Origin of the sequence: Nonomuraea sp. NPDC050786 (assembly GCF_040654115.1) — a bacterium.
Taxonomy (GTDB): domain Bacteria; phylum Actinomycetota; class Actinomycetes; order Streptosporangiales; family Streptosporangiaceae; genus Nonomuraea.
Window position 1 is genome coordinate 299,628 of record NZ_JBFAHJ010000005.1, and the last position, 25,313, is coordinate 324,940.

Consider the following 25,313-nt stretch of genomic DNA (forward strand, 5'->3'; position numbering starts at 1 on the left):
CCGGCGTGCGGAAGGGCTCACGATCACGCCGGTCGGCCTCCATGTGGGTCACCTTGAAGGCCGCAGAACTCATCATGCGGAACGACCGGGGCGATGTGAATCACCCTTGCGCACTCGAGGGAGACACTTGTCCACTCTTGACCTGCATGAACATGCGGAACAATGGGTCACATGACGCGGATCATCGCAGGCAGCGCGGGTGGCAGGCGGCTCGCGGTCCCGCCGGGACGGGGCACGAGACCGACCAGCGACAGGGCGAGAGAAGGGATCTTCTTGACGCTCGACTCGCTGTACGGGCTCGACGGCGTCCGCCTGATCGACCTGTACGCCGGGTCGGGGGCGATCGGCCTCGAGGCCCTGTCCAGAGGGGCGAAGGAGGCCGTGCTGGTCGAGTCCGACCCCCGGGCCGTGCGGACCATCAAGGCGAACGTCCAGGCGCTCGGCCTCGAAGGCGCCAGGGTGATCGCGGACAAGGTCGAGCGGCTGCTCCAGAAGGCGCCTGACGAGCCGTACGACATCGTTTTCGCCGATCCGCCCTATGCCACGTCCGACGCCGAAGTGCAGCGCGTTCTGGAACTGCTGCGGGACAACGGGTGGCTGTCGGATGAGGCGTTGGTGGCATTCGAGCGGGAAAGCAGGGGAAAGGCCCTGATGTGGCCAGAAGGCTACGTTGAGGAGAGGGTCCGTCGTTATGGCGAAGCGTCCGTTTGGTACGGTCGCGCCGCCGGGAACCCGTAGACCTGGGAGGCGTCTTGCGCCGCGTAGTCTGCCCGGGGTCGTTCGACCCCATCACCAATGGCCACCTCGACATCATCGGCCGCTCCGCCCGCCTGTATGACGAGGTGACCGTGGCAGTCCTCATCAACGTCGAGAAAAGCAGCCTGTTCACGGTGGACGAGCGAATCGACATCCTGCAGGCCGTGACCAAGGACTTTCCGAACGTCAAGGTGCGGAAATTCCACGGGCTGCTGGTCGATTTCTGCAAGCAGAACGACATCCCCGCCATCGTCAAGGGCATCAGGGTGGTCAGCGACTTCGACTACGAGCTGCAGATGGCGCAGCTGAACTATCGCCTGTCGGGGGTCGAGACGCTTTTCATGCCCACGAACCCCGAATACTCGTTCCTGTCCTCCAGCAGGGTGAAGGAGATCGCCAGATATGGTGGCGACGTGTCGGGCCTCGTACCCGATCTTGTGCACAAGCTGCTCGTCGAGCGGCTCAGGGGCTGAGCGCGACCTGCTATCCTTTCATTTCGGCCTTGTACGACGGCGATCGTCTCGCCATGCCTAGCGAGAGCAGGATGACTCAGCACCTCGACCCCCGCTCCCCGTGGGTGATCTCCACTCATGACCTCGGAAAGCGGCCGGGCACGATGCGGCAGATGACCCTGACCCTCCCGGCACCGGCGGACCTCGGCGTCGACATGATCGGTGTCCCCAAGGACGCCGAAGTCGAGCTGGACCTCCGGCTCGAAGCAGTGATGGAAGGCGTGCTCGTGTCAGGCACGGCGCAGGCCCCGCTCGCCGGGGAGTGCGCGCGCTGCCTCGACCCGGTCTCCTCGGAGATCGAGGTGGACCTGCAGGAGCTGTTCTTCTACTCCGACGAGGACGCCTCGGAGGAGGACTCACTGCTCGACGGTGAGCTGCTCGACCTCGAGCCGACGTTCCGCGACGCGGTGGTGCTGGCACTGCCGCTGAGCCCCGTGTGCCGCGAGGACTGCGAAGGGCTCTGCACGGAGTGTGGGATCAAGCTGGCCGAGGCCGGCGAGGATCACCGGCACGAGAAGATCGATGCCCGTTGGGCGTCGTTGCAAGGTCTGGTTACCGACAAAGATAACGATCAGGAGAAGTGACGTGGCCGTCCCGAAGCGAAAGATGTCGCGGAGTAACACCCGCCACCGTCGCTCCCAGTGGAAGACGACTGCTGTCGCCCTGGTGAGCTGCCCGCAGTGCCGTTCGCCCAAGCAGCCGCACATCGCGTGCCCCACCTGCGGCACCTACAACCGCCGTCAGGTCATCGAGCCGTCCGCCTGATCAGTCTGACCGCTTGACGTGATGCCGACCGGGTGCCATTGTGCCTCGGTCGGCGTTACCGTCTCAGATGCGTACGGCGGCGGTTCGCCCGCGGCCGTGGTGGACGCCGGGGCTACGCGTTACCCCGACGCCCACCACGTTTTCGGGCATCTTCCGCAGCCGGCGCGCGCCATGCGAAAGATGTCCGAGGAGGAAAGACGTGGGCGCAGGTCCTAAGCCGGTGGCCGTGGAGGTCGCCAGAGACGAGCTGGAGCGGGTCCTGTCGGTCGGGCTCGACCCCGACATCCTGGAGCGGGCGCTGACCCACCGCTCCTACGCGTACGAGAACGGCGGCCTGCCCACCAACGAGCGCCTGGAGTTCCTGGGCGACTCGGTGCTGGGCCTGGTGGTCACCGACACCCTCTACCGCAACCACCCCGACCTCCCCGAGGGCCAGCTGGCGAAGCTGCGTGCCGCGGTGGTCAACATGCGGGCGCTGGCCGACGTGGCCAGAAACCTGGGCCTGGGCCGGTTCCTGCGGCTCGGCAGGGGCGAGGAGGGCACCGGAGGGCGCGACAAGTCCTCGATCCTGGCCGACACCCTCGAGGCGCTGATCGGCGCGATCTACGTCGACAAGGGGCTCGACGAGGCGTTCCGGGTGGTGCACGTGCTGTTCGACCCGCTGATCGTCCGCTCGGCCTCGCTCGGGGCCGGGCTCGACTGGAAGACCTCGCTGCAGGAGCTCACCGCCTCCGAGGCGCTCGGCGTGCCCGAATACCACGTCGAGGAGAGCGGCCCCGACCACGCCAAGTCGTTCACGGCCATGGTGCGGGTGGGCGGCGAGTCGTACGGGTCGGGCACCGGGCGCAGCAAGAAGGAGGCCGAGCAGCAGGCGGCCGAGGCGGCCTGGACCCGCATCAGGGCCAGGCGCGAGCAGCGCGAGAGCCAGCCCGCCGGCTGAACGGGCCCTCCGGATGTGCCCGGAGGGCGAGAATGAGGTTGTCCCCCGCAGCGTCCGGGGCGTACAGAGCTGCCCGAGTCATAGGGGTCTGAGGTGCCTGAGCTGCCAGAGGTCGAGGTCGTCAGGCGCGGCCTCGCGCAATGGGTCACCGGGCGCGAGATCGCCTCGGCGGAGGTGCTGCACCCCCGCGCGATCAGGCGGCACGTGCCCGGCGCCGACGAGTTCACCGCCCGGCTGAAGGGCCGGGAGGTGCTGTCCGCCGAGCGCCGCGGCAAATACCTGTGGCTGCGGCTGTCAGGCGCCGAGGAAGCCCTCATGGCCCATCTGGGGATGAGCGGTCAGCTGCTGGTGGTCGACCAGGACTCGCCGCCGGAGAAGCATCTCCGGGTACGCCTCCGTTTCGAGGACGGCGGCCCCGACCTGCGCTTCGTCGACCAGCGGACGTTCGGCCACGTCATGGTCACGCCCCTGGTCGGCGGCGTGCCGGAGCCGATCTCCCACATCGCGCCCGACCCGTTCGAGGCGGTGTTCGACGAGGCCGAGTTCGCCCGCAGGCTCAGGGCCAGGCACACCGAGATCAAGCGGGCGCTGCTCGACCAGTCGCTGATCAGCGGCGTCGGCAACATCTACGCGGACGAGGCCCTGTGGATGGCGCGGCTCCACTGGGCCAGGCCCACACAGACGCTCACCCGCCCCAAGATCGCCGAGCTGCTGGCCGCTGTGCGCACGGTCATGGCCTCCGCGCTGCGGGCCGGCGGCACCTCGTTCGACAGCCTGTACGTGAACGTCAACGGCGAGAGCGGCTACTTCGAGCGCTCCCTGGAGGTGTACGGCCGGCGCGACCTGCCCTGCTCGCGCTGCGGCACCCCCATCAGGCGCGAGCCGTTCATGAACCGGTCGTCCTACTCCTGCCCCACATGCCAGCGACGGCCGCGGTGAGCACGGCCAGACCCGCGCCCAGCCACATCGTGGCCGAGATCGAGAACCCGTCCACGACCCTGCCGCCGGCGAACGCGCCGAGCGCGATGGAGACGTTGAAGGCGCTGACGAAGAGCGCCGTGCCGAGCTCGCCGCCGCCCGCACGCATGATCCACAGCTGCAGCGTCACCCCGACGCCCCCGTAGCCGAAGCCCCACACCACCAGCACGGCCAGGGGAAGGCCGATCACGGGCAGTGCCGCCGTGCCCAGCGCGATGAGGACGGCCCGCGTGATCAGGACCGGCTTGGGGTTCCTGGCCGCCCACGCGCCGGCGGTGAAGTTGCCCACCACGCCCGCGGCCCCGTACAGGAGCAGGATGGTGCTGATGAGGGCGGGACCGGCGTGCGAGACCTGCTCGAGGAACGGCTGGACGTAGGTGTAGGCGGCGAAGTGGCCGCACACGATCAGGACGGTCAGGACAAGGACGGTCCTGAGCTGACCCGAGAGCCATTCCCGCCGGGGTCCCGATGCCGGGGCGGGGGCCTCGCCCGGCAGCGGCGGCAGCGTGGCGTACAGGAGCGCGATCAGGAGCAGCGCCACCACGCCCATCGCGGCGAACGCCGTCCGCCACCCCGCCAGCGACGAGATGAACGTCGCCGCGGGCACCCCCAGCACCGACGCCACGGAGACACCGCTCAAGATGATCGACGTGGCCCGCCCGACGGATCGCTCCGGCACCAGCCGCGTCGCCAGGCCGGCCGCGAAGGCCCAGAACCCGCCGATGCTCACCCCGGTCAGCACTCTGGCCGCCAGGATGACGGGATAGCTCGGTGCGAACGCGCCCGCCAGGTTGGCCACCGCCAGCACCGCCATCAGCCCGAGCAACGTGGTACGCCGATCGAGCCGGCGGGTGGCGACGGCCAGCACGGGTGCCGACACGGCGGCGACCAGCCCCGGGGCGGTCATCATCAGCCCGGCGGTCCCCTCGGACACGCCCAGGGTGGAGGCGATCGAGGTCAGCAGCCCGACGGGGAGCATCTCGCTGGTCACGATGGTGAAGGTGCCGACGGCGACCGCCGACACGGCCAGCCAGCGAGCCCTCGTAGCAGGGGAAACTTCGGTCATGGTCATGCCACCCAGCCTTGGCCGGGCGGCCTGCGGGAACAATGGCGAAGTCCGAAGGCTTGGTTTAGGTGGGCTAAGCGATCCGGAGGTTGTGAGGGATGGAGTTCAGGGAGCTGGAATGCTTCGTGGTGCTCAGCGAGGAGTTGCACTTCGCGCGTACGGCCGACCGCCTCTACCTGTCGCCCGGGAGGGTGAGCCAGCTCATCAGCGCGCTGGAGACCAGGATCGGCGGCAGGCTCTTCCAGCGGACCAGCCGCAGGGTGCGCCTCACGCCGCTCGGCGAGCGCTTCCTGGCCGACCTCCGCCCCGCCTATGACGGCCTGGCGGACGCGGTGAGCCGGGCCAAGGCGGCGGCCCGCGAGGTGACCGGCGTGCTGAGGGTCGGGTTCCTGTCCACGCCGACGGAGGTCGTCACGGGCAGCGTGCGGGCCTTCGAGCGCCGCCATCCGGGGTGCGACGTGGAGCTGGTCGAGATCCCGCTCTCGGATCCTTTCGGCAGGCTGCGGGCCGGGCAGGTGGACATCGCGTTCACGCTGCTGCCGGTGGACGAGCCCGACCTGGCCACCGGGCAGGGGCTGAACGAGGTCTCGTACCAGCTGGGCGTCTCCACGCGGCATCCGCTCGCCGGTCGCGCGGGCATCGCCGCCGAGGAGCTCGCGGACGTGCCCCTGATCAGCCTGGACGGCCCCGCGCCGCGTGCCTGGCTCGAGCGCATGACACCGTCCGCGACCCCGTCCGGGCGTCCGATTCCCCGGGCCGGTGCGGTGGCCACCAGCCAGGAGGGCCTGATCCAGGTGGCGCTGAACCGGGGTGGCATGCTGTTCTGCACGCCGACGGCGGCCCACCACAGGCGCCCGGACGTGACCTTCGTGCCCGTCGCGGGGCTGCGCCCGTCCGTCATGGGCCTGGCCTGGGTGAAGGCCGCCGAGACCGCCGCGATCAGGGCGTTCGACGAGGCGGCGGCCGGGCACGCACTCGGGGTGGAGTCCTGGTGGCCTGATGGGAGAGGACATGCAGACGAACAGGGAGAACACCCGATTGACCGCCTGGGTTCGGGGCAGGGTCCAAGGTGTGGGGTTCCGCTGGTGGACCCGTGCCCGGGCACTGGAGCTGGGGCTCGAGGGCTGGGCGCGCAACACGGCCGACGGCCGGGTCGAAGTGGTCGCGGAGGGCCCCCGCGAGGCGTGCGTCAAGCTGCTGGAGCTGCTCAGAGGTTGCGACACGCCGGGGAGAGTGGATGGAGTAGTAGAACGTTGGAGCGAAGCTCGAGGTAGTTTGGGTGGTTTTGTGGAACGGTAGGGCCTTCCGTTAAACCGCCCAAATAGGGTATAGTTGTATGTCGGGAGTGCCCATCAGTAGGGCGCAGCGGTTTGTTCGACTTGACCGCCCACACTGCCGGTGCGACTCTTGTTAGGTACCACGCGCACCCCTCCCGCGGAATAGAAGTGCGCGAACCAGTCTGGTCACTCAGCGTGGAGGACCCTTTACCATGGCGAAGGCTCTACTCGGCCACGTCGGCGGTCCTGACCCTCGGATGGTCTCGGAGATGCGCCGCCTGCAGCAGCGTATCCGGGATCTGGAGGCAGAACTCATCCGACTTCAGGCCACCAATGACGCTCTTGCGGCGCAAACCCGCGACGAGGCGATAAGCCGCATGCAAGAGCGCGAGCCGGCACTCACCTGAGAGTGATCGGAGCGCAAGACCCCAGGGACGTCTCAAAGAGGCGTCCCTTGTTATTTGCGCACTTACGGAAAGCTTCCTTTGCCCAGGTCAATGCGGCCCAGAAGGTACCTGCCCACGTCGAGCGGTGCGGACCAGTAGGCTTTCCCGAGTCCGCATCACGGTGAAGGGGGTCGCGCTTGTATTTGAAGACCCTCACCCTGCGCGGCTTCAAGTCCTTCGCCTCCGCGACCGCCCTCCGTTTCGAGCCGGGCATCACCTGCGTCGTCGGCCCCAACGGCTCGGGCAAGTCCAACGTCGTCGACGCCCTGGCCTGGGTCATGGGCGAGCACAGCGCCAAGTCGCTGCGCGGCGGCAAGATGGAGGACGTCATCTTCGCCGGCACCTCCTCCCGGCCGCCGCTCGGGCGCGCCGAGGTGACGCTGACCATCGACAACTCCGACGGCGCGCTGCCGATCGACTACACCGAGGTCACGATCAGCCGGCTGATGTTCAGGTCGGGGCAGAGCGAATACGCGATCAACGGCGACACCTGCCGCCTGCTCGACATCCAGGAGCTGCTGTCCGACTCGGGCATCGGCCGCGAGATGCACGTGATCGTCGGTCAGGGCCAGCTCGACACCGTGCTGCACGCGGGGCCGGAGGACCGGCGGGCGTTCATCGAAGAGGCCGCCGGCGTGCTCAAGCACCGCAAGCGCAAGGAAAAGGCGCTGCGCAAGCTCGACGCCATGCAGGCCAACCTGACCCGGGTGCAGGACCTCGCCACCGAGCTGCGCCGCCAGCTCAAGCCGCTGGGCCGCCAGGCGGAGATCGCCCGCAAGGCCGCCGTCATCCAGGCCGACCTGCGTGACGCCCGGCTGCGGCTGCTGGCCGACGACGTGTGCATCCTGCGTACGACGCTGGAGCGCGAGGCGGCCGACGAGGCGGCCGTCATGACCCGGCGCAACCAGGTGGAGACCGAGCTGGCCGAGGGCCAGCAGCGCGAGGCGGCGCTGGAGGCCGCCGAGGCCGAGACGCAGCCGCGGCTGGCCGCCGCGCAGGAGACGTACTTCCGGCTCTCGTCGCTGCGCGAGCGCATCACCGGCCTGGCGCAGCTCGCCGCCGAGCGCCACCGCCACGCGCTCGACGCCGCCGCCATCGAGCGCCGCGGCCGCGACCCCGAGGAGCTCGAGCGCGAGGCGGCCGAGGTCCGCGAGCGCGAGCTGATCCTCAGGGCCGAGCTGGAGCAGGCGCAGGAGCTGCTGGAGGAGGCCGTCCAGCGGCGGGCCGAGGCCGAGGCCGGGCTGAGCGCCGAGGAGCAGCGGCTCGCCCTGGCCGCCCGCGCCGCCGCCGACCGCCGCGAAGGGCTGGCCAAGCTGCGGGGGCAGGTCGATTCCGTACGGAGCCGGGCGCGGGCCGCCGAGGAGGAGATCGGCCGGCTCCGGCAGGCCGTGACCGACGCGGCCGAACGCGAGCGGCGGGCCAGGGAGGACCTGGAGGCGCAGCGGCTGGAGGAGCCCGCGGTCGATCCCGCGCTCGCCGAGGAGCTCGCCACCGCGCAGGCCCTGGTGGAGGAGGCCAGGGCGGTCGCCGACGAGGCGCGTGCGGCGGTGGAGGAGGCCAAGTCGGGCCTCGACGCGCCGCGCGCCGCCCTGCAGGCCGCCAAGTCGGGGGTGTCCACCGCGCGCGCCGCCGACCAGGAGGCGCAGCGCTCCGTGGCCGCTCTGGTCGCCCGCCGGGACGCCCTGGAGCTGGGACTCGCCAAGGGCGACGGCGGCGCGGCCCTGCTCGACGCGGACCTGGCCGGGGTGCTGGGGCCGCTGGCGGCCTCGATGCAGGTCGCGCCCGGCGCCGAGCTGGCGGTGGCGGCCGTGCTGGGCCCCGTGGCCGAGGCGATCGCGGTCAAGACCCTCGACACCGCCGTCGAGGCGCTCGGTCTGCTGCGCGCCCGGGGATCGGGCCAGGCGACCCTGCTGGTGGCCCGCCCAGGAGGCGCGGAAGACGGCCACCCCGCGCGCACGGCCGCCCCGGAGGGCGGTCAGTGGGCCGCCGGCCTCGTCGCGGTCCCCGACCACCTGCGGCCCGCCCTCGACCACATCCTCGCGGACGTCGTGGTCGTGGACGACCTCGAAGCCGCCCGCGCGGTCGCCGAGCGCCACCCCGGCCTCAGAGCCGTCACCAGGACAGGTGACCTGGTGGGCGCACACCTGGCCAGTGGCGGCGCCGAGGGCGGCACCTCCGTGCTCCAGGTGCGGGCCGCGCTCGACGAGGCCGTCAGGGACCTGGAGGAGGCCGAGCGCAGGGCGGAAGAGACGGCCGAGGCGCTGGACGAGGCGATCGAGCGGGAGCAGGCGGCCCAGGCGGCGCTGGAGGCCGCCCAGGCCAAGGTCAACGAGGCCCAGACCGCCGTCACCACCGCACAGGCGGGCGTGAGCGCCGCCCAGGGCGCTCTCGACCAGGTCAGGAGCCGCCAGCGGGAGGCCGACCAGCGCAACGCCGCCGCCGCCAAGCGCCTGGCCCAGCTGGAGGCCGCCGCCAACGCCGCCCACGACGAGGCGGAGCGCCTCGCCAGGAGCGTGACCAGGGCGGAGGAGTCCCGCACCGAGGGGCTGGAGGAGCTGGCCGAGCTGGAGATCCGGCTGGCCGAGGCCGAGTACGCCCAGGAGCTGGAGGCCGAGCCCACCACCGACCTCCGCGACGACCTGGCGGGCGCCTGCGAGGCCGCGAGGCAGCGCGAGATGGAGACCCGCCTGCAGGTCCGCACCGCCGAGGAGCGCGTCAAGGGCATCGAGGGCCGCGCCGACGGCCTCGTCCGGGCCGCCCAGCGCGAACGCCAGGAGCGTGCCCAGGCGGCCGCCCAGCGCGCCAGGCGCCGCCGGCAGGCGGCCGTGGCCGACTCCGTCAGCAGGGGCGCCAAGCAGGTGCTCCGTGAGCTCGAGTCGTCCATCCAGCTCGCCTCCAGGGAGCGCGACGAGGCCGATCTCGCCAGGGTCGCCGTCGACGCCGAGCTCAAGCAGGTCCGTCTCCGCGTACGCGAGCTCGGCCAGGAGCTCGACAAGCTGGTCAACCGCGCGCACGGCAGCGAGGTCGCCCGCACCGAGCAGCGGCTGCGGCTGGAGCAGATGGAGCAGCGGGCGCTGGAGGAGTTCGGGGTCGAGGTGGAGACGCTGATCTCCGAGTACGGCCCCGAGGCCCCGGTCCCCGGCGACCCGCCCGTGCCGTACGTGCGCGAGGAGCAGGAGAAGCGGGCCAGGGCCGCCGAGCGGCAGATGAACCAGCTCGGCAAGGTCAACCCTCTCGCGCTGGAGGAGTTCGCGGCGCTGGAGGAGCGGCACGCGTTCCTCAACTCCCAGCTCGAGGACCTCAAGAAGACCAGGCGCGACCTGCTGACCGTGGTCAAGGAGGTCGACGACCGGGTGGAGCAGATGTTCGCCTCGGCGTACGAGGACGTGGCCAGGGAGTTCGAGCAGATCTTCGGCAGGGTGTTCCCCGGCGGCGACGGCCGGCTGGTGCTGACCGAGCCCAACGACATGCTGACCACCGGCATCGAGGTCGAGGCCAGGCCGCCGGGCAAGAAGGTCAAGCGGCTGTCGCTGCTGTCGGGCGGCGAGCGGTCGCTGACCGCCGTCGCGTTCCTGGTCGCCATCTTCAAGGCGCGGCCCTCGCCGTTCTACGTGATGGACGAGGTCGAGGCCGCGCTCGACGACACCAACACGCAGCGGCTGCTGATGCTCTTCGAGGAGCTGCGGCAGAGCTCGCAGCTGATCGTCATCACGCACAACAAGCGCACGATGGAGATCGCCGACGCGCTGTACGGCGTCTCGATGCGCGGTGACGGCGTGACGCAGGTGGTCAGCCAGCGGCTGCGGGAGCGCGAGTCGGCCTGACACTCCGCTCAGGCGGGCCCTGGGCATGACCATGCCGGTCGATCTGGAAAACTGACATCTTGTGGATGGTTACCTCGGCGTCATAGTGATCGTGGCCGTCGTCGCCCTGCTCGTGGCCGGCGGCTTCCTGCTCTACTTCAGGCCGGGCCGCAAGGCGGCCCCGCCCGTCAAGCCGCCAGAGCCGCCCGTGCTTCCCGAGGAGAAGGAGAAGCGGCCCGCCGGAGCCGGCGAGGAGGGCGAAGGCGCGACCACCACGCTCCCGCCGCCGGTCAAGCCCGCCGAGCCGGCCGTCGTCGTGCCGGAGATCGAGGTCCCGCCGCCGTCCGCGGGCCGGATGGTCCGGCTGCGCTCCCGGCTGGCGCGCTCGCAGAGCGCGCTCGGGCGCGGCCTGCTCGAGCTGCTCTCCCGCGACCGGCTCGACGACGAGGTGTGGGACGAGGTCGAGGAGAAGCTGATCGGCGCCGACATGGGCGTCGCGCCGACCCGTGCCGTCGTCGAGGAGCTGCGCACCAAGGTCAAGGTGCTGGGCAGCCGCACCCCGGAAGAGGTGCGGGAGCTGCTGAAGGAGGAGCTGCTCGCGCAGGTCAACCCCGACCTCGACCGCACCCTCCACGTCCAGAAGCACGGCGAGCGGCCCGCGGTGGTGCTCGTCGTGGGCGTCAACGGCACCGGCAAGACCACCACCACCGGCAAGCTCGCCCGTTCGCTCGTCGGCGACGGGAAGAAGGTCGTCCTCGGCGCGGCCGACACGTTCCGGGCGGCCGCCGCCGACCAGCTTCAGACCTGGGGCGAGCGGGTGGGCGCCGACGTCGTACGCGGTCCCGAGGGCGGCGACCCGGCCTCCGTGGCGTTCGACGCCGTCGCCAGGGGCATCGAGGAGAAGGTCGACACCGTCATCGTCGACACCGCGGGCCGCCTCCACACCAAGACCGGGCTCATGGACGAGCTCGGCAAGGTCAAGCGGGTCATCGAGAAGAAGGCCACGGTCGACGAGGTGCTGCTCGTCCTCGACGCCACGACGGGCCAGAACGGCATGCGCCAGGCTCAGGTGTTCGCCGAGGTGGTCAACATCACGGGCATCGCGCTGACCAAGCTCGACGGCACCGCCAAGGGCGGCATCGTGATCTCGGTGCAGCGGGAGCTGGGAGTGCCGGTCAAGCTCGCGGGGCTGGGCGAGGGGCCCGACGATCTGGCGCCGTTCGACCCCGAGGTGTTCGTGGACGCGATCTTGGGCGACTGAAGCGGGATATTTCCGGTCATTCGCTAATTGCCGCAGAAATAGCCATTACCAGATAAACGTTGTTTTGCGCCATTTGTCTGTGCTGACATGTAGCGGTCACCGCTCGATTCCGCGCAAAGGGGCGTTCATGAAGAAGATCGTTGTTCACCGGCCTGGCACTGTGAAGCCGACTGGGGCGGCCTCGCCGAGGCACGGCCAGTAAGCCGCCCGGCCGGCGTCTCGTGCGGGGGCGCCGGCCACCACGGAGAAAAGGCCCCTGTGAACACGATCATTCTTGACGCCGACCGCCGGATCGGCGGCCCTTACACGTTCGCGGCCGCGCTGCTCGGCCACCTCGTCCCCCAGGCGCTGCCCGACCTGGTCGCTGCCCACGACATCGAGATCCGCGCCGCCGCCCCGGCCTTACGCGAGTCCGTGCCCGAGCGCAGGCGCTCGCTGGCCGGCAGCCTGCCCAGAGGCGAGCGCATTCTCGTGCCGGGCGCCCGGCGCACCCTCAGGATCGCGAACGGGCTGGCCGAGTTCGTCCGCGACCACCTGCGCGGCGCGGGCCCGCTCGCCCTTACCGTGACGAACCTGGGCGAGGCCGACCACACCGACACTGAACTGGTGGCCGTGCTGCGGCGCCGGGTGGATCCGGGGCTGCTCCGGATCGACGAAGGACCCTCGGCCCCGAGTGCGGGGCCGCTGTGCAGGGATTTCGACCGCTATCGCGACGAGGGCTTCCACCACGCGCTGGCGGAGTCGGGCCTGGAGGCGCTGCGCGGGACGGCGTACGAGGACGATCCGGAGGGCCGTCGGCGCCTCCTGCAGCGCGTCGCCGTCTCCCTGGAGGCCATCGAGCGCGAGGACGAGGCCCGCGAGCTCTATGACACGGCCAGGCGCGAGAGCACCGAGCCCAAGCACCGCGCCACCATCGCCTACGCCACCGCCATGATCCTGGTACGCCACCACGACCCGGCCCGCCGGGACCCCGAGGAGGCCCTGGCCTGGATCAACGAGGCGATCACCATCACGTCGCTGCTGCCGGACCGCCGCGAGCGCGCCTTCCACCTCGGGTTCGACCTCAACGGCAAGGCCCTGGTGGAGGTCCGCAGGGGCCGCCACGAGGCCGCGATGGAGCTCGTCCGGCAGGCCATCGACCTGGCCGAGACGGACCTGCCCGACGAGCACCCGATCCACCGGCTGGTGCTGTACGCCAACCGCGCCCAGCTCCTGGCCATGGCGGGCAGGTCGGAGGAGGCGCTGGCCGACTACACGCGGGCCGTCGAGGCCGACCCCGGCTACCCCGACTACTACCTCGAGCGCGGCAACCTGCTGCACCGGCTCGGCCGGTCGGAGGAGGCCGTGGCCGACTACGAGGCGGTCATGCGGCTCAGCCCGCCCTTCCCGGAGGCGTACTACAACCGGGCCGAGGTCAGGTTCGCCTCGGGCGATCTCGACGGGGCCCGCGCCGACCTGGACCACACGCTGGAGCTGGACCCCGGCTTCGCGCCCGCGTACGTCAACCGCGCCGGGATCCACGCGGGGCTGGGGGAGTACGCGAGGGCCAGGCAGGACGTGCTGCGCGGGCTGGAGCTGGCGCCGCGCGACCCGCACCTGCTGTGCGTGCTCGGGCAGGTGGAGCTGGCCGAGGGGCGGCGCCCGGAGGCGCTGGCCGCGTTCGACGGGGCGCTGGAGAGCGACCCCGGGCTGGTGGCGGCCTGGGCGGGCCGCGCCGAGCTGGCCTTCGAGCGCGGCGACCACGACACGGCGCTGGCCGACCTGACGCGCGCGCTGGAGCTGGGGGAGACGGCCGAGCTGCTGTTCAACAGGTCCGTGGTCTACCGGGCGGCGGGGCTGGCGGGCCAGGCCAGGCAGGACCTCCTCAGAGCCGCCGAACTGGCTCCTGACGACCAGGACGTCGGGCGGGCGCTCGCCGAGGTGTGACTCATGGGCAGGCACTACTGGCTGCTGCTGAGCGCGTTCCTGGCCTCGTCGCTCGGCACCTGGATCTACCGGCTCGCGCTCCCGCTGCTGGTCTACGACCTGACCGGGTCCGCGCTGGGCACCGGGCTGGTCTACGTCATGGAGTACCTGCCGTACCTGGTGCTGGGGATGTTCGGCGGGGTGCTGGCGGACCGGCTGGACCGCAGGCGCGTGCTGGTGATCGGCGACCTCGTCTCCGGGGCGATCACGGCCGTGCTCGCGGTCATGGTCAGCGCGGGGGTGTCGCAGCTCTGGCCGCTCTACGTGGTGGCCTTCCTGCTGGCCTGCGTCGATCCGCTGTACCAGCCCGCGTTCCGGTCGATCGTCCCGTCGCTGGTCCCCGTCGACCGGTTGCCGCAGGCCAACGCGCGCATCCACATGGGCGAGCACGCGGTGAACATGATCGGCCCGGCGGTCGGCGGCGCGCTCGTCGTGAGCTTCGGCTACGAGGTCGCGGTCTACGCCGACGCCGGGACCTTCCTGGCCTCGGCGCTGCTGATCTGGCTCATCAGGAGGACCCCGGCCGTGGCCACGGCCCGGGGGCGCTCGGTGCTCGCGGACATGCGCGAGGGGCTGCGCTTCCTCCTGAGCGGTGACAAGGTCGTGCTCACCACCGCGCTCACCGCGTCGGCCTGCAACTTCGGCGTCTGGCTGCTGCTGGCGGGCCTGGTCTACTACCTGAGCTCCTACCACGGGTTCACGCCGGGCGAGATCGGCGTCGTCTACGCCTTCCAGGGGGCGGGCGCGGTGCTGGGCGCGATGCTCGGCAGCCGGTTGATCCGCCGCTATCCGCCGGGGTGGGTGATCTGCTGGGCGGTCGTCGCGGGCGGGCTGGCCATGCTGCTGATGATCCCGGCGCGCGGTCCCGTGCTGATCGGGCTCGCGTGGCTGGGGCAGTTCGCCGCGGCGGGCACGTCGATCGTGGCCACCGCGACCGTCCGCCAGCTCCTCGTGCCGGACGAGCTGCTCGGGCGGGTGCTGGGCACGGCCAGGATGATCGCCTTCCTGTCCATCCCGCTCGCCTCGCTCGCGACCGGGGTGTTCGAGTCCTTCGCGCGCGACGCGTACGCGCTGATGGCCTTCGCCGGGGTGAGCTGGCTCGCCATCGCGGCGGCCGTGGCGCGCTCGCCGCTGCGGCGGGTCAGGCTCGCGGTCCTCCAGGATGCGAACGCGGCCCGATCGGAACCACCAGGGGAGTCCCGGCCACCGGATCCTCGATGACCTTGGCGTCCAGGTCGAACACCTCGCGCAGCAGCTCCTCGGTCAGCACCTCGTGCGGGGTGCCGGCGGCGATCACCTTGCCGGCGCGCATGGCCACCAGCCGGTCGGCGTAGCGGGCGGCCAGGTTGAGGTCGTGCAGGACCATGACGACCGTGCGGCCCGCCTCCCGGTGCAGGTGCCGTACGAGCTCCAGCACCTCCACCTGGTGCGCCAGGTCCAGGAACGTGGTCGGCTCGTCGAGCAGCAGCAGGTCGGTGCCCTGGGCGAGGGCCATGGAGATCCACGCCCGCTGCCGCTGCCCGCCCGACAGCTCCTCCAGCGGCCGCTCGGCCAGGTCGGCCAGGCCGGTCATGTCCAGGGCGGAGGCGACGGCGCTCTCGTCGTCGGACGACCACTGCCGGTACCACGTCTGGTGCGGATGCCTGCCCCTGGCCACCAGGTCGGCCACGGTCAGTCCTTCGGGGGCGGTGGGCGCCTGGGGGAGCACGCCGAGGATCTTGGCGACCTCGCGGGTGGGGACCTTGTCGATGCGCTTGCCGTCCAGCAGCACCTCGCCGCCCTGGGGCTTGAGCAGGCGGCCGAGCGCGCGCAGCAGCGTGGACTTGCCGCAGCCGTTCGGGCCGATGATCGTGGTCACGGTGCCTGCCTCGATGCCGAGATCGAGGCCGTCGACCACCAGGCGGTCGCCGTACCCGAGCTTGACGCCCGCGGCCTGCAGCCTCATTTGCGTGACCTCCAGATCAGATGGATCAGGTACGGGGCGCCGAGCACGGCGGTGACGATGCCGACGGGCAGCTCCAGCGGGGAGAACGCGGTCCTGGCGATCAGGTCGGCGGCGGTGGTGAGCACGGCGCCGACGACCGCCGAGCAGAGCAGCGGCGGCTGGGCGGAGCGGACGAGCCTGAGCGCGATCTGCGGCGAGGCGAGCGCCACGAACGCGATCGGGCCGGCGGAGGCGGTGGCCACGGCGGCCAGCAGCACGGCGGCCAGGATCATCAGGGCGCGGGCCAGGTTCGTGCGGACGCCGAGCGCGGCGATCGTGTCGTCACCGAACCTCAGGGCGTCGAGCGAGCGGGTGCCGAGCAGGGTCAGCGGCACGAGCACGACCAGGGCCAGCGCCGTCGGCGTCACGTGCTCCCAGCCGCGGCCGTTGAGCGAGCCGCTGATCCAGACCATGGCGCGGCCGGTGTCGTTCACGTCGCCGACGGTCAGGAGCCAGAACTTGACGTTCGTGAACACCGCGGCCACGCCGATGCCGACCAGCACCAGGCGGTAGCCGTCCAGACCGCGCCGCCAGGCGAGCCCGTAGACGACGGCCGCGCCGATCAGGCCGCCGAGCAGGGCCAGCGCCGGGATGCCGGCGGTGGCCAGCAGGCCGCTGGTGCCGCCGTACGCTGTGCCGCTGGCCACGACGCCGGCCACGACCGTCACCGAGGCGCCGGTGGTGACGCCGAGGATCTCGGGGCTGGCCAGCGGGTTGCGCGCGATGGACTGGATGATCGCGCCGGACAGCGCGAGCGCGGCCCCGACCAGGGCACCGGTCAGGGCGCGCGGCAGGCGCAGCTCCATGATGACGAAGTGGGCGGCGCTGTTGACGTCGAACGTGCCGGCGACCACGTCCGACAAGCTCATCCGGAGCTCGCCGATGCGCATGTTCAAGGCCATGAGCAGGACGAGGAGGGCGAGCCCCGTCAAGGTGACGGTGACGCCGCGCAGCCGTACCCGCCAGGACAGGCCGGCGACGCGCAGGGGGAGAGCGGTCATCACAGTCGCACGGGCTTCCTGCGCCGTACGAGCGCGACGAAGAACGGCGCGCCGAGCAGGGCGAGCACCACGCCTACCTCCAGCTCTCCCGGCGGGGCCACCACCCGGCCGATCACGTCGGCGAGCAGCAGCAGCGCCGCCCCGACCAGCCCCGAGTACGGCAGCAGCCACCGGTGGTCGGTGCCCGACAGCGGGCGGACCAGATGGGGCACGATCAGGCCCACGAACGCCAGCGAGCCGCAGGCCGCGACGGACGCGCCGGACAGCAGGGTCACCGCGGCGACGCCGACGGCGCGGGTCCTCGGGATGTTCTGGCCGAGGCTCCTGGCCACGTCCTCGCCCAGGGAGAGCGCGTTGAGGCCGGGCGCGTTGACCATCGCGAGCACCAGGCCCACGACGATGAACGGCAGCACCTGCCAGACCACGTCGGGTCCCCTGGCCGCGATCGAACCGGCCTGCCAGAAGCGGAACACGTCCATCGCCTGCTCGTCCAGGAGCACGATGGCCGAGGTCAGGGCGTACAGGAGGGCGCTCACCGCGGTGCCCGCCAGCGCCAGCGTGACCGGGGTCGGGCCGCCCCTGCCGCCCACCATGCCGAGCGCGAACACCGCGACGCTGGCGACCAGCGCGCCCGCCAGGCCGAACCAGATGTAGGCGAGCAGGCTGGAGGCGCCGAGCAGGATGATCGAGGAGACCATCGCGAACGCCGCCCCCTGCGTGACGCCGAGCAGCCCCGGGTCGGCGAGCGGGTTGCGGGTGTGGCCCTGCATGAGCGCGCCCGCCACGCCCAGCGCGACCCCGGCGAGGATCCCCAGGGCGGTCCTGGGGACGCGGAGCGAGCGGATGACGATGTCGTTCTCCGTCCCGGTGGGGGCGGTGAGCGCGTGCCAGGCGTCGGGGAGCGGCACGGACTTGGAGCCGATGGTGATGCTCAGCACGATCGCGACGAACACGGCGGCGAGCAGCGCGAGGAGCACCGTGAGCCGCCTCTGCCGGAGGACGTGGAGGCGCGGTGCCACGGCGGTCGCACTCACCCGCGCCCTCCTCACCATTTGCTCGATCCTGCAGAAGTATGCCAGCTTAGGCAGGGCTAACCTAATTTAGGGTTACCTTACTTTTGGATTCGGGAAGGGATCTGATGCGATCGTTGCGCGTGCTGGTCGGCGCCGTCCTGGTGGCGGGGCTCGCGGCCTGCGGCTCTTCCGAGGGCAAGACCGAGGCCGCTCCCTCTGTGTTCACGACCGTCGAACATGCCATGGGCAAGACCGTGATCCCCGCCCAGCCGAAACGGGTGGTGGCGCTCGACCAGAGCTTTGTCGACGCGGTGCTGACGCTGGAGACGCCGGTGGTGGGGTACACCACCTACCGGTCGCTCGACGACAAGCTGCCCGCCTACCTCGGCGCCGTGGCCGAGCGGTACGGCAAGGAGGCGACGCCGGTCGGCACGCTGGAGCAGCCCAGCCTGGAGAAGATCATGGCGCTCAAGCCGGACCTGATCGTCTCGGCCAAGGTCCGGCACGAGGCCCTGTACGACAAGCTCTCCAAGATCGCGCCCACCGTGTTCAGCGAGACCACCGGGGCCATCTGGAAGGAGAACCTCCGGCTCATGGGACGGGCCCTGGGCAAGGAGCAGCTCGCCGACACCAGGATCAAGGAGTACGAGAGCCGGGCGGCCGCGATCGGCGCGGCCGTCAAGGCGAAGGACGGCGAGATGCCGACGATCTCGGTCGTGCGGTTCGCCGGCGAGCCGACGGTCCGGCTTTATGTAGAGAAGTCCTACTCCGGGCTGGTGATGAAGGACGTCGGGTTCCCGCGGCCTGAGGGACAGCCGACCAAGCAGGACGCCATCGCGGTGGACGTCAGCCAGGAGCGGATCTCCGACCTCGATGCCGACCACATCTTCGTCGCGACATATCCGGACCCGTCGGCCGAGGGGCCCAAGGAGAAGTTCGTGAACAACCCGCTCTGGGGCAAGCTCAAGGGCGAGAAGCACGAGGTCCAGGACCTGACCTGGATGACCGCGGTGGGGATCCAGGGCGCGCACGCGATCCTGGACGACGTGGCCAAGCTCTTCTCGGTGGACCCCGCGCGGGCCTGAGCTCACGAGCTCAGGAACGCGTGGAGCTCCGTCAGATAGGGGTCGATGTCGAGGCCCTGGCCGGCGAGCCACTGCGGGTTGCCGTACGTGCCGCGGTAGCGGTCGCCGCTGTCGCAGACCAGCGTGACGATGCTGCCCTGCTCGCCCGCCGCGCGCATCTCGCCGATCAGGTCCACGCAGGCCGCCATGTTCGTCCCGGTCGAGCCGCCCACGTCCAGCCCCGTCACCTCGCGCGTCCAGTGCATGGCGGCGATCGAGCGGGCGTCGGGCACGGCGATCATGCGGTCGATGACGGACGGCTGGAACGAGGGCTCCACGCGGGGCCGGCCGATGCCCTCGATGCGTGAGCCCGGCGCTGTGACCGTGGTGTCGCCGGAGACCCAGCTCGGGTAGAAGGCCGAGCCCTCGGGGTCGACGACGGCCAGGCGGGTGGCGTGGCGGCGGTAGCGGATGTAGCGGCCGATGGTGGAGGACGTGCCCCCGGTGCCGGCGCCCACCACGATCCACGCCGGCTCCGGGTGGGGCTCGAGGGACATCTGGGAGTAGATGGACTCGGCGATGTTGTTGTTGCCGCGCCAGTCGGTGGCCCGCTCGGCGTAGGTGAACTGGTCCATGAAATGGCCACCGGTCTCGGCGGCCAGACGGTGAGATTCGTCATAGATCGCGCGAGGGTCCGACACGAGGTGACATTTCCCACCGTAGAACTCGATGAGGTGACACTTCTCCGGCGACGTGGACGCCGGCATGACCGCGATGAACGGCAGGCCCAGCAGGCGGGCGAAGTACGCCTCGCTCACGGCCGTGGACCCGCTCGACGCCTCCACGATCGTCGTGGAGGGCCCGATCCAGCCGTTGGCCAGGCCGTACAGGAAGAGGGAACGGGCAAGACGATGTTTGAGTGAACCGGTGGGGTGCACTGACTCGTCTTTCAAGTAGAGGTTTACACCCCAGTGCGAGGGCAGCGGAAAGACGTGAAGGTGTGTGTCGCAGCTACGGTTGGCGTCGGCCTCGACCTTGCGTATGGCCTCCGCCACCCAACGGCGCGTCCCCAGGTCGTGACGGTCCACGAAACTCATGCCCATACGCTATCCCATGTGACTCTCGCCACTATTTCCGAAAAATTGGGCGGGTAGTGTTATGATACTGAGACTTGTCCGGCCGTGGACGTGATAGCACACGCCGCGAGCAGATGGACGGAAACCCCCTCTGACCAAGGCGGATCTCTAACGCGTCCCTTAACCGGGGCTTGCCATGATGGAATCCGCCCTCAGGCGGCTTGTGCCGGAACGGGGGATAGCGCAAGGGGGAATGAATTGATCACTATGACCGATGAGCAGCGTCAGGACTGGTTCGAGCGCGATGTCGTGCCCGTGACGTCGCAGCTGTTCGCCTCCGCCATGCGCCTGACCCGTAACGCCGCTGACGCGGAGGACCTGGTACAGGAGACTGTGGCGAAGGCGTACACGTCGTATCACCAGTTCCGGGAGGGCACCAACCTCAAGGCGTGGCTGCACCGGATCCTCACCAACAACTTCATCAACGACTACCGGAAGAAGCAGCGCTCGCCCAAGCTCTCAGCCGCCGAGGACATCGAGGACTGGCAGCTGCACGCCGCCGAGTCGCACAGCTCGACCGGTCTGCGCTCCGCCGAGACCGAGGCGCTGGACCGGCTGCCCGACAGCGTCGTGATGAACGCCCTGCGTTCGCTCCCCGAGGACTTCCGCGTGGCCGTCTACCTGGCCGACGTCGAGGGGTTCGCGTACAAGGAGATCGCCGAGCGCATGGGCACGCCCATCGGCACCGTCATGTCCCGCCTCCACCGGGGCCGGCGCCAGCTGCGCGGCATGCTGGAGGAGTACGCCCGCGAAGAGGGCGCCGTCCGGCTCCCCGCCCAGCGTGCCGCAGCCTAAGACCCCATAGCGAGATGAAGGCGGACGCGTAACACGCCGCCTTCATGGCGCAGCTGCACGAGATCGCAGAGCTGCCGGCTGATCCAGAGCCCGTATCCCCGAGGGGATCCGGGCTCGGGTGGTATATAGCCGGGTAAGGGGTCGTCCAGGAAGCCGCCGGGATCGGCGATCTCGCAGATCAGCTCGCCGTCGCCGACCCACATCGTGATCGTGCCGTACCCGGCGCCGTGCTCGATGCTGTTCGCGGCGATCTCGGACACGCTGATCACCAGCGAGGTGACCAGGTCGGAGTCCATGCCGGCCGCCCTGGCGTAGTCGCCGACGATCCGGCGCAGCCGCCGCAGCTCGCGGGCGGTGAAGGGGACCGTCCGGGCGTCGCCGTCCGGGTCAGGCAGGGGTGCGCGGTCGCCGTGCAGCACCAGTTCGTGGGGCTCGACGAAGCGGCTGCTCGCCGATTCGCCCTCTGCCCCGAGCAGGAGAGGGTGGCTGACCGGCCCGAAGTCGAGCGCGCTCTCGGGTGCGCGGCGCACGTCGTACAGGCAGAGCATGGTGAGCGCCGCCGCGTGGAGCGCGGCGTTGAGCACGGACTCGTAGCGGATCGGCTCCCTGATGTCCCGCTCGCTCCTGCCCTCCCAGCTGGGCTCGCAGACGACGAGGGTGCGGCGGTCGCGGGTGTACTCGTGGTAGGCGGCCAGGGTCCGGTACGGGTGGCCGTACCACGAGGTGGAGACCCGGCCGTCGACGCGCCCGGCGTCGGGGCCGAGGGCGTCCCGCAGCAAGGAGAGCTTGGTCGCGCACGTGATGACCAGCACGCGCCTGCCCTCGGCGAGGGCTGGGCGCACGCGCGGCACGGTCAGGCGGAGAAAGGCCTCATCCGAGTCGTACGGCACGGCGACATGCCGCAGCGACTCGCCATCGGAAGGTGCCCGGCCAGGGCGCACGGGCGAAACGTAGCAAGCGCTAGTGGGGCTGCGCAACGGCTATCAACGCCACCGCCCCGAGCGCGCAGGTCACACCGGCCACCTGGATCGCCTGCAGCCGCTCGCCCAGCACCTGCCTGGCCAGCAGCAGGGTGCTCGCGGGATAGAGCGAGACCAGCACGGCGACCAGGCTGAGCAGGCCGTCCTGCTGGGCCAGCAGGTAGAGCACGTTGGCCGCCATGTCGAGCACGCCCGCCGCCACGGTGATGTGCAGCGAGCCAGGACCGGGCTTCAGCGCCCGCCGCGTGGCCAGCGCCAGCAGCGCCACGGCCGTCACCGACGACAGCCTGGCCCCCACCAGCGGCCACAGCCCCGCCTCGTCCGGCGCCATGGCGAGAAGGATGAAGAAGCCGCCGAACCCGGCCCCCGCCGCCAGCGCGGTCAGCACCGAGGCGAGCGAGCCGCGCCGCTCGGCGGACCTGTCCTGGCTGACCAGCAGCACCGCGCCCAGCGCCAGGACCACGCCCACCAGCGCCCAGAACGCGGGCCGCTCGCCCGTCGCCAGCCCGAACACCACGGGCAGCGCGGCGGAGGTGACGGCGGTCGTCGGAGCCACCACCGACATGACGCCCGTGGCCAGCGCCCGGTAGAACAGCACCAGACCGGCCGCGCCCGACAGCCCCGCCGCCAGGCCCCACGCCAGGGCCGGGGCGCTGGGTGCGCCGGGCAGCAGCGGGAGCAGGACGAGGATCAGCCCCAGGCCCGCGAGCTGCGATAACACGACGACGGACAGCACTTGCGAGCGCCGCGTCGCCAGGCCGCCGAAGAAGTCGGCCGTGCCGTACACCACCGCGCACGCGGTCGCCAGGATCACCGTCACCGGTACCCCTCCAGTCCAACAGATTGAACTCTTAGTACAACACATAGAGTACATTCCGCTGAACCTGGAATTCACTACACTGCACTGCGTGGAAGATCCGGAACTGATCAACCAGGCCATCGCCAACAACGTGCGCGCCCAGCGGGCGCACCGGGGGCTGACGCTGGACGCGCTGGCCGCCAGGTCGGGGGTGAGCCGGGGCATGCTCGTCCAGGTCGAGCAGGGCAGGACGAACCCCAGCGTCTCCACGCTCACCAGGATCGCCTCCGCCCTGGGCGTCACCGTGGCCCGGCTCGTCGAGGTCGCCGACGTGCCCACGGTGCGGATCGTGAGCAAGTCCGACGTGGTCACGTTCGACCAGGGGGACGTGCAGGCGCGGCTGCTGGTCGGCGCGGACGTGCCGATGATCCTGGAGCTCTGGGACTGGCGGCTGGCGCCCGGCGAGCACCACGACGGCGACGCCCACCCGCCGGGCACCCGCGAGATGCTGACCGTGCTGGACGGCGAGCTGACCCTCACCGTGTACGGCAGGAGCCACGTGATCGGGAAGGATGACGCAGTGCTCTTCACCGCCGATCGGCCGCATCGCTACGAGAACAGGGGCGAGGAGGACCTCAGGCTGATCATGGTGGTCGCCGAGCCGCGCGAGACGCACGACCATTAGCGGATTCGCAACACTGTGGAAAAATTCGGTCACGATCTGTAACGTATGCGGGCGTGATCTCTCCGGCGCCTGCCGATTGCCGCCTGTCTTGGACGGCTGCTGCCCGTTGCTGGGTACATCCCTGGTGTACGGCGGAACGTCGGCAGGGGGTGGCGTGTGAGTGAGGCCCGAGCGGCGACGGAGAAGCTCCAGGCGGAGCTCCATGGTCTGGGCGTCACCAGCGCGTACGAGGTGGGCGACGGCGCGACCATCTCTGTGTGGATAGGCCTGGTCGTACGGTATAGAGATGGTTTTTACCGTTGGCAGGAAGGGTCGGTGAAACGTCGGCATCTGGGTACGGATCCGGTTGGATGTGCCATAAGGGTGGCGCGCCGCTACAAGGAACTGCAGGCCGATATCCCACTCTGGTGGGACGACCTGACCAGGGAGCTGCGGGGGAGACCGGTCCAGGATTATCCATGAGCCCCCGCGCGCGGCGTTTCGGGGGGAACCATGCGCGTGTGGGCTTTGCCGTTGGCCCTGCTCGCTCTGGCGCTCTGCGTCACCTACTCGGTGGCGACCCGCCCGCGGAGCTGGACGCCGCCCGCGCCTCTCAGGCCGGCGGTCGTCTCACCCGAGGCGCTGGCCAAACGGCTGGTCTCGATGCAGGCCGGCTGGCCGCGCAGCCGCAGGTTCGACTGCACCAAGCTGAAGTGCGTGGCCCTGACCTTCGACGACGGGCCGGGCGAGTACACCGGGCGGCTGCTCGACCTGCTGCGCGCCCATGGCGTCCGGGCCACGTTCTTCGTCGTCGGGCAGATGGTGGCGGCCGACAAGGACGGCCGCCTCACGCGCCGCATCGTGGAAGAGGGCCACGAGATCGGCAACCACTCGTGGAGCCATCCGGCGCTCGCCGGACTGCCCCGCGAGCAGATCGAACGGCAGCTCAAACGGACCGACGACCTCGTGGAGCACCTGACCGGGGTGCGGATGCGCGTGATGCGGCCGCCCTACGGGTCGACGAACGACCGCGTCGTGGCGGAGCTGCGCCGCGAGGGGCTGGCGGAGATCCTCTGGAGCGTGGACACGCTCGACTGGCTCAACCGCGTGCCTTCCGTCGTGGCCAAGCGGGCCGGCGCCGCCAAACCCGGCTCGATCGTCCTCCTGCACGACATCCACCGGAGCACCGTGGAGGCGGTGCCCGCCATACTCGCGACCCTTGAGAAGAAGGGCTACACGTTCGTCACGGTCTCCGAGCTGTACGGCAGGACGCCCGCGGCCGGGCGGTCGTACAGCGAGCGCTGAGGTCCGTCGTGCCCGCGGGGCGTGGCACCCTGGTGACATGGGTTTCAGCGGCTTCCCGGACGAGGCGTTCCTGTTCTACGAGGGGCTCGAGGCGGACAACTCGAAGACCTACTTCACGCGGCACAAGCACCTCTATGAGCAGGCGGTGCGGGAGCCGATGCTGGCGCTGACGGAGGAGCTGGCCCCGGAGTTCGGGACCGCGCAGCTCTTCCGGCCCTATCGGGATGTGCGCTTCTCCAAGGACAAGTCGCCATACAAGACCCATCAGGGTGCCTTTGTCGATCTTCAGCCGGGGATCGGGCTCTACGTCGAGGTGAGCGCGGCGGGGCTGTTCACGGCGGGCGGCTTCTACACGCAGGCCACCGACCAGGTGGCCCGCTACCGGGCGGCCGTGGACGAGGACCTGTCGGGCAAGCAGCTGGAGTCCCTGACGTCGGCGCTCGTGGCGCAGGGGTACGCGCTGCACGGGGAGCGGCTCAAGACCAAGCCGCGGGGCTTCTCGGAGGAGCACCCGCGCATCGAGCTGCTGCGGCACAAGTCGCTCTACGCGGGGATGCGCTTCGAGCCGGAGCCGTGGGTCTCCACGGCGGAGGTGCTCACGCGCGTCAAGGAGACCTGGCGCGCGTACGGCCCGCTGGTCGACTGGCTCTGCGCCCACGTACGCGGCAGCGAGCTCCCACGCCGCTGACCCGCCCCGGCGCCGCTGCGCCCGGCTGGGGACCGGCCACCCGGCGCGCGTGCGAGCGCCGCGCTGCGGGGAGCCGGCCGTCCGGCGTGTGCGAGCGGCGTGGTCGCATCTGCGG

The 25,313-nt window shown here is 70.8% G+C and carries 24 protein-coding genes and 1 pseudogene; 18 read left to right on the forward strand and 7 right to left on the reverse strand.

The window, feature by feature from the left end:
- Positions 1 to 171 precede the first annotated feature (171 nt).
- The 6 genes from rsmD to mutM all read left to right on the forward strand — a co-directional run bounded on the left by rsmD (position 172) and on the right by mutM (position 3,912).
- Positions 172 to 738 carry a 16S rRNA (guanine(966)-N(2))-methyltransferase RsmD gene (gene rsmD / locus AB0H84_RS13450; protein ID WP_357602799.1) on the forward strand — a complete coding sequence of 189 codons (567 nt, stop codon included), beginning with the start codon at positions 172 to 174 and terminating at the stop codon, positions 736 to 738.
- Positions 739 to 752: 14 nt separating this feature from the next.
- Positions 753 to 1,229 carry a pantetheine-phosphate adenylyltransferase gene (coaD, locus tag AB0H84_RS13455; protein ID WP_357602802.1) on the forward strand — a complete coding sequence of 159 codons (477 nt, stop codon included), beginning with the start codon at positions 753 to 755 and terminating at the stop codon, positions 1,227 to 1,229.
- A gap of 53 nt (positions 1,230 to 1,282) precedes the next feature.
- On the forward strand, positions 1,283 to 1,852 hold the full coding sequence (locus tag AB0H84_RS13460) for a YceD family protein (protein WP_357602806.1): 570 nt from the start codon (positions 1,283 to 1,285) through the stop codon (positions 1,850 to 1,852).
- A 1-nt stretch (position 1,853) separates the two neighbouring features.
- Positions 1,854 to 2,033 carry a 50S ribosomal protein L32 gene (gene rpmF / locus AB0H84_RS13465; protein ID WP_139632166.1) on the forward strand — a complete coding sequence of 60 codons (180 nt, stop codon included), beginning with the start codon at positions 1,854 to 1,856 and terminating at the stop codon, positions 2,031 to 2,033.
- 220 nt (positions 2,034 to 2,253) lie between these two features.
- Positions 2,254 to 2,973: a ribonuclease III gene (gene rnc / locus AB0H84_RS13470; protein WP_344992999.1), complete on the forward strand. Its 720-nt coding sequence runs from the start codon at positions 2,254 to 2,256 to the stop codon at positions 2,971 to 2,973.
- A 93-nt stretch (positions 2,974 to 3,066) separates the two neighbouring features.
- Complete coding sequence (mutM, locus tag AB0H84_RS13475) at positions 3,067 to 3,912, forward strand: bifunctional DNA-formamidopyrimidine glycosylase/DNA-(apurinic or apyrimidinic site) lyase (protein WP_357602808.1); 846 nt, start codon at positions 3,067 to 3,069, stop codon at positions 3,910 to 3,912.
- On the opposite strand, the gene AB0H84_RS13480 is transcribed toward mutM, so the two are convergent.
- Positions 3,860 to 5,017: an MFS transporter gene (locus AB0H84_RS13480; protein WP_357602811.1), complete on the reverse strand. Its 1,158-nt coding sequence runs from the start codon at positions 5,015 to 5,017 to the stop codon at positions 3,860 to 3,862. The genes mutM and AB0H84_RS13480 overlap by 53 nt on opposite strands.
- Positions 5,018 to 5,115: 98 nt before the next feature.
- Here AB0H84_RS13480 and AB0H84_RS13485 point away from each other — a divergent pair.
- The 7 genes and pseudogenes from AB0H84_RS13485 to AB0H84_RS13515 form a co-directional block, all read left to right on the forward strand.
- Positions 5,116 to 5,964 (forward strand): annotated as a pseudogene (locus AB0H84_RS13485) (LysR family transcriptional regulator); the annotation flags it as partial.
- Between the two features lie 52 nt (positions 5,965 to 6,016).
- Positions 6,017 to 6,316 (forward strand): acylphosphatase, encoded by a 300-nt coding sequence (locus AB0H84_RS13490; RefSeq protein WP_357603053.1) that lies wholly within the window; start codon positions 6,017 to 6,019, stop codon positions 6,314 to 6,316.
- 190 nt (positions 6,317 to 6,506) lie between these two features.
- Positions 6,507 to 6,701, forward strand: coding sequence for a hypothetical protein (locus AB0H84_RS13495; protein ID WP_106249247.1), 195 nt, complete (start codon positions 6,507 to 6,509; stop codon positions 6,699 to 6,701).
- 176 nt (positions 6,702 to 6,877) lie between these two features.
- Positions 6,878 to 10,564, forward strand: a complete 3,687-nt coding sequence (smc, locus tag AB0H84_RS13500) for a chromosome segregation protein SMC (protein WP_357602814.1) — start codon at positions 6,878 to 6,880, stop codon at positions 10,562 to 10,564.
- Between the two features lie 61 nt (positions 10,565 to 10,625).
- The gene (gene ftsY, locus AB0H84_RS13505; RefSeq protein WP_357602817.1) at positions 10,626 to 11,804 is read left to right on the forward strand and encodes a signal recognition particle-docking protein FtsY; all 1,179 of its coding nucleotides are present in this window, start codon (positions 10,626 to 10,628) and stop codon (positions 11,802 to 11,804) included.
- A gap of 258 nt (positions 11,805 to 12,062) precedes the next feature.
- Complete coding sequence (locus tag AB0H84_RS13510; protein ID WP_357602820.1) at positions 12,063 to 13,730, forward strand: tetratricopeptide repeat protein; 1,668 nt, start codon at positions 12,063 to 12,065, stop codon at positions 13,728 to 13,730.
- Positions 13,731 to 13,733: 3 nt separating this feature from the next.
- Complete coding sequence (locus AB0H84_RS13515) at positions 13,734 to 14,990, forward strand: MFS transporter (protein ID WP_357602823.1); 1,257 nt, start codon at positions 13,734 to 13,736, stop codon at positions 14,988 to 14,990.
- Here the strand turns inward: AB0H84_RS13515 and AB0H84_RS13520 are convergent.
- From AB0H84_RS13520 to AB0H84_RS13530, 3 genes are read right to left on the reverse strand one after another with little or no spacing between them, the layout of a single operon-like run.
- Positions 14,911 to 15,714: an ABC transporter ATP-binding protein gene (locus AB0H84_RS13520; RefSeq protein WP_357602825.1), complete on the reverse strand. Its 804-nt coding sequence runs from the start codon at positions 15,712 to 15,714 to the stop codon at positions 14,911 to 14,913. The two genes, AB0H84_RS13515 and AB0H84_RS13520, sit on opposite strands and share 80 nt — an antisense overlap.
- On the reverse strand, positions 15,711 to 16,754 hold the full coding sequence (locus AB0H84_RS13525; RefSeq protein ID WP_357602828.1) for an iron chelate uptake ABC transporter family permease subunit: 1,044 nt from the start codon (positions 16,752 to 16,754) through the stop codon (positions 15,711 to 15,713). The genes AB0H84_RS13520 and AB0H84_RS13525 overlap by 4 nt, the downstream gene beginning before the upstream one ends.
- Positions 16,754 to 17,788 carry an iron ABC transporter permease gene (locus AB0H84_RS13530; protein WP_357602831.1) on the reverse strand — a complete coding sequence of 345 codons (1,035 nt, stop codon included), beginning with the start codon at positions 17,786 to 17,788 and terminating at the stop codon, positions 16,754 to 16,756. The genes AB0H84_RS13525 and AB0H84_RS13530 overlap by 1 nt, the downstream gene beginning before the upstream one ends.
- Before the next feature lie 104 nt (positions 17,789 to 17,892).
- Between AB0H84_RS13530 and AB0H84_RS13535 the strand changes: the two genes are divergently transcribed.
- Positions 17,893 to 18,852: an iron-siderophore ABC transporter substrate-binding protein gene (locus tag AB0H84_RS13535; protein WP_357602834.1), complete on the forward strand. Its 960-nt coding sequence runs from the start codon at positions 17,893 to 17,895 to the stop codon at positions 18,850 to 18,852.
- Between the two features lie 2 nt (positions 18,853 to 18,854).
- On the opposite strand, the gene AB0H84_RS13540 is transcribed toward AB0H84_RS13535, so the two are convergent.
- Positions 18,855 to 19,928, reverse strand: coding sequence for a PLP-dependent cysteine synthase family protein (locus AB0H84_RS13540; protein ID WP_357602837.1), 1,074 nt, complete (start codon positions 19,926 to 19,928; stop codon positions 18,855 to 18,857).
- Between the two features lie 246 nt (positions 19,929 to 20,174).
- Here AB0H84_RS13540 and AB0H84_RS13545 point away from each other — a divergent pair, with 246 nt between their 5' ends.
- The gene (locus AB0H84_RS13545; RefSeq protein ID WP_344991417.1) at positions 20,175 to 20,762 is read left to right on the forward strand and encodes a sigma-70 family RNA polymerase sigma factor; all 588 of its coding nucleotides are present in this window, start codon (positions 20,175 to 20,177) and stop codon (positions 20,760 to 20,762) included.
- Here AB0H84_RS13545 and AB0H84_RS13550 read toward each other — a convergent pair.
- The gene (locus AB0H84_RS13550) at positions 20,759 to 21,703 is read right to left on the reverse strand and encodes a sensor histidine kinase (RefSeq protein WP_357602840.1); all 945 of its coding nucleotides are present in this window, start codon (positions 21,701 to 21,703) and stop codon (positions 20,759 to 20,761) included. The two genes, AB0H84_RS13545 and AB0H84_RS13550, sit on opposite strands and share 4 nt — an antisense overlap.
- Before the next feature lie 19 nt (positions 21,704 to 21,722).
- A complete protein-coding gene (locus AB0H84_RS13555) occupies positions 21,723 to 22,562 on the reverse strand; it encodes a DMT family transporter (protein WP_357602843.1) in 840 nt (279 codons plus the stop codon).
- Positions 22,563 to 22,650: 88 nt separating this feature from the next.
- Between AB0H84_RS13555 and AB0H84_RS13560 the strand changes: the two genes are divergently transcribed.
- From AB0H84_RS13560 to AB0H84_RS13570, 3 genes are all read left to right on the forward strand, one after another.
- Positions 22,651 to 23,226 carry an XRE family transcriptional regulator gene (locus AB0H84_RS13560; protein WP_357602846.1) on the forward strand — a complete coding sequence of 192 codons (576 nt, stop codon included), beginning with the start codon at positions 22,651 to 22,653 and terminating at the stop codon, positions 23,224 to 23,226.
- Between the two features lie 513 nt (positions 23,227 to 23,739).
- Positions 23,740 to 24,510: a polysaccharide deacetylase family protein gene (locus tag AB0H84_RS13565; RefSeq protein WP_357602849.1), complete on the forward strand. Its 771-nt coding sequence runs from the start codon at positions 23,740 to 23,742 to the stop codon at positions 24,508 to 24,510.
- A gap of 37 nt (positions 24,511 to 24,547) precedes the next feature.
- Positions 24,548 to 25,198, forward strand: coding sequence for a DUF2461 domain-containing protein (locus tag AB0H84_RS13570; RefSeq protein WP_357602851.1), 651 nt, complete (start codon positions 24,548 to 24,550; stop codon positions 25,196 to 25,198).
- The last annotated feature ends 115 nt before the right edge of the window (positions 25,199 to 25,313 follow it).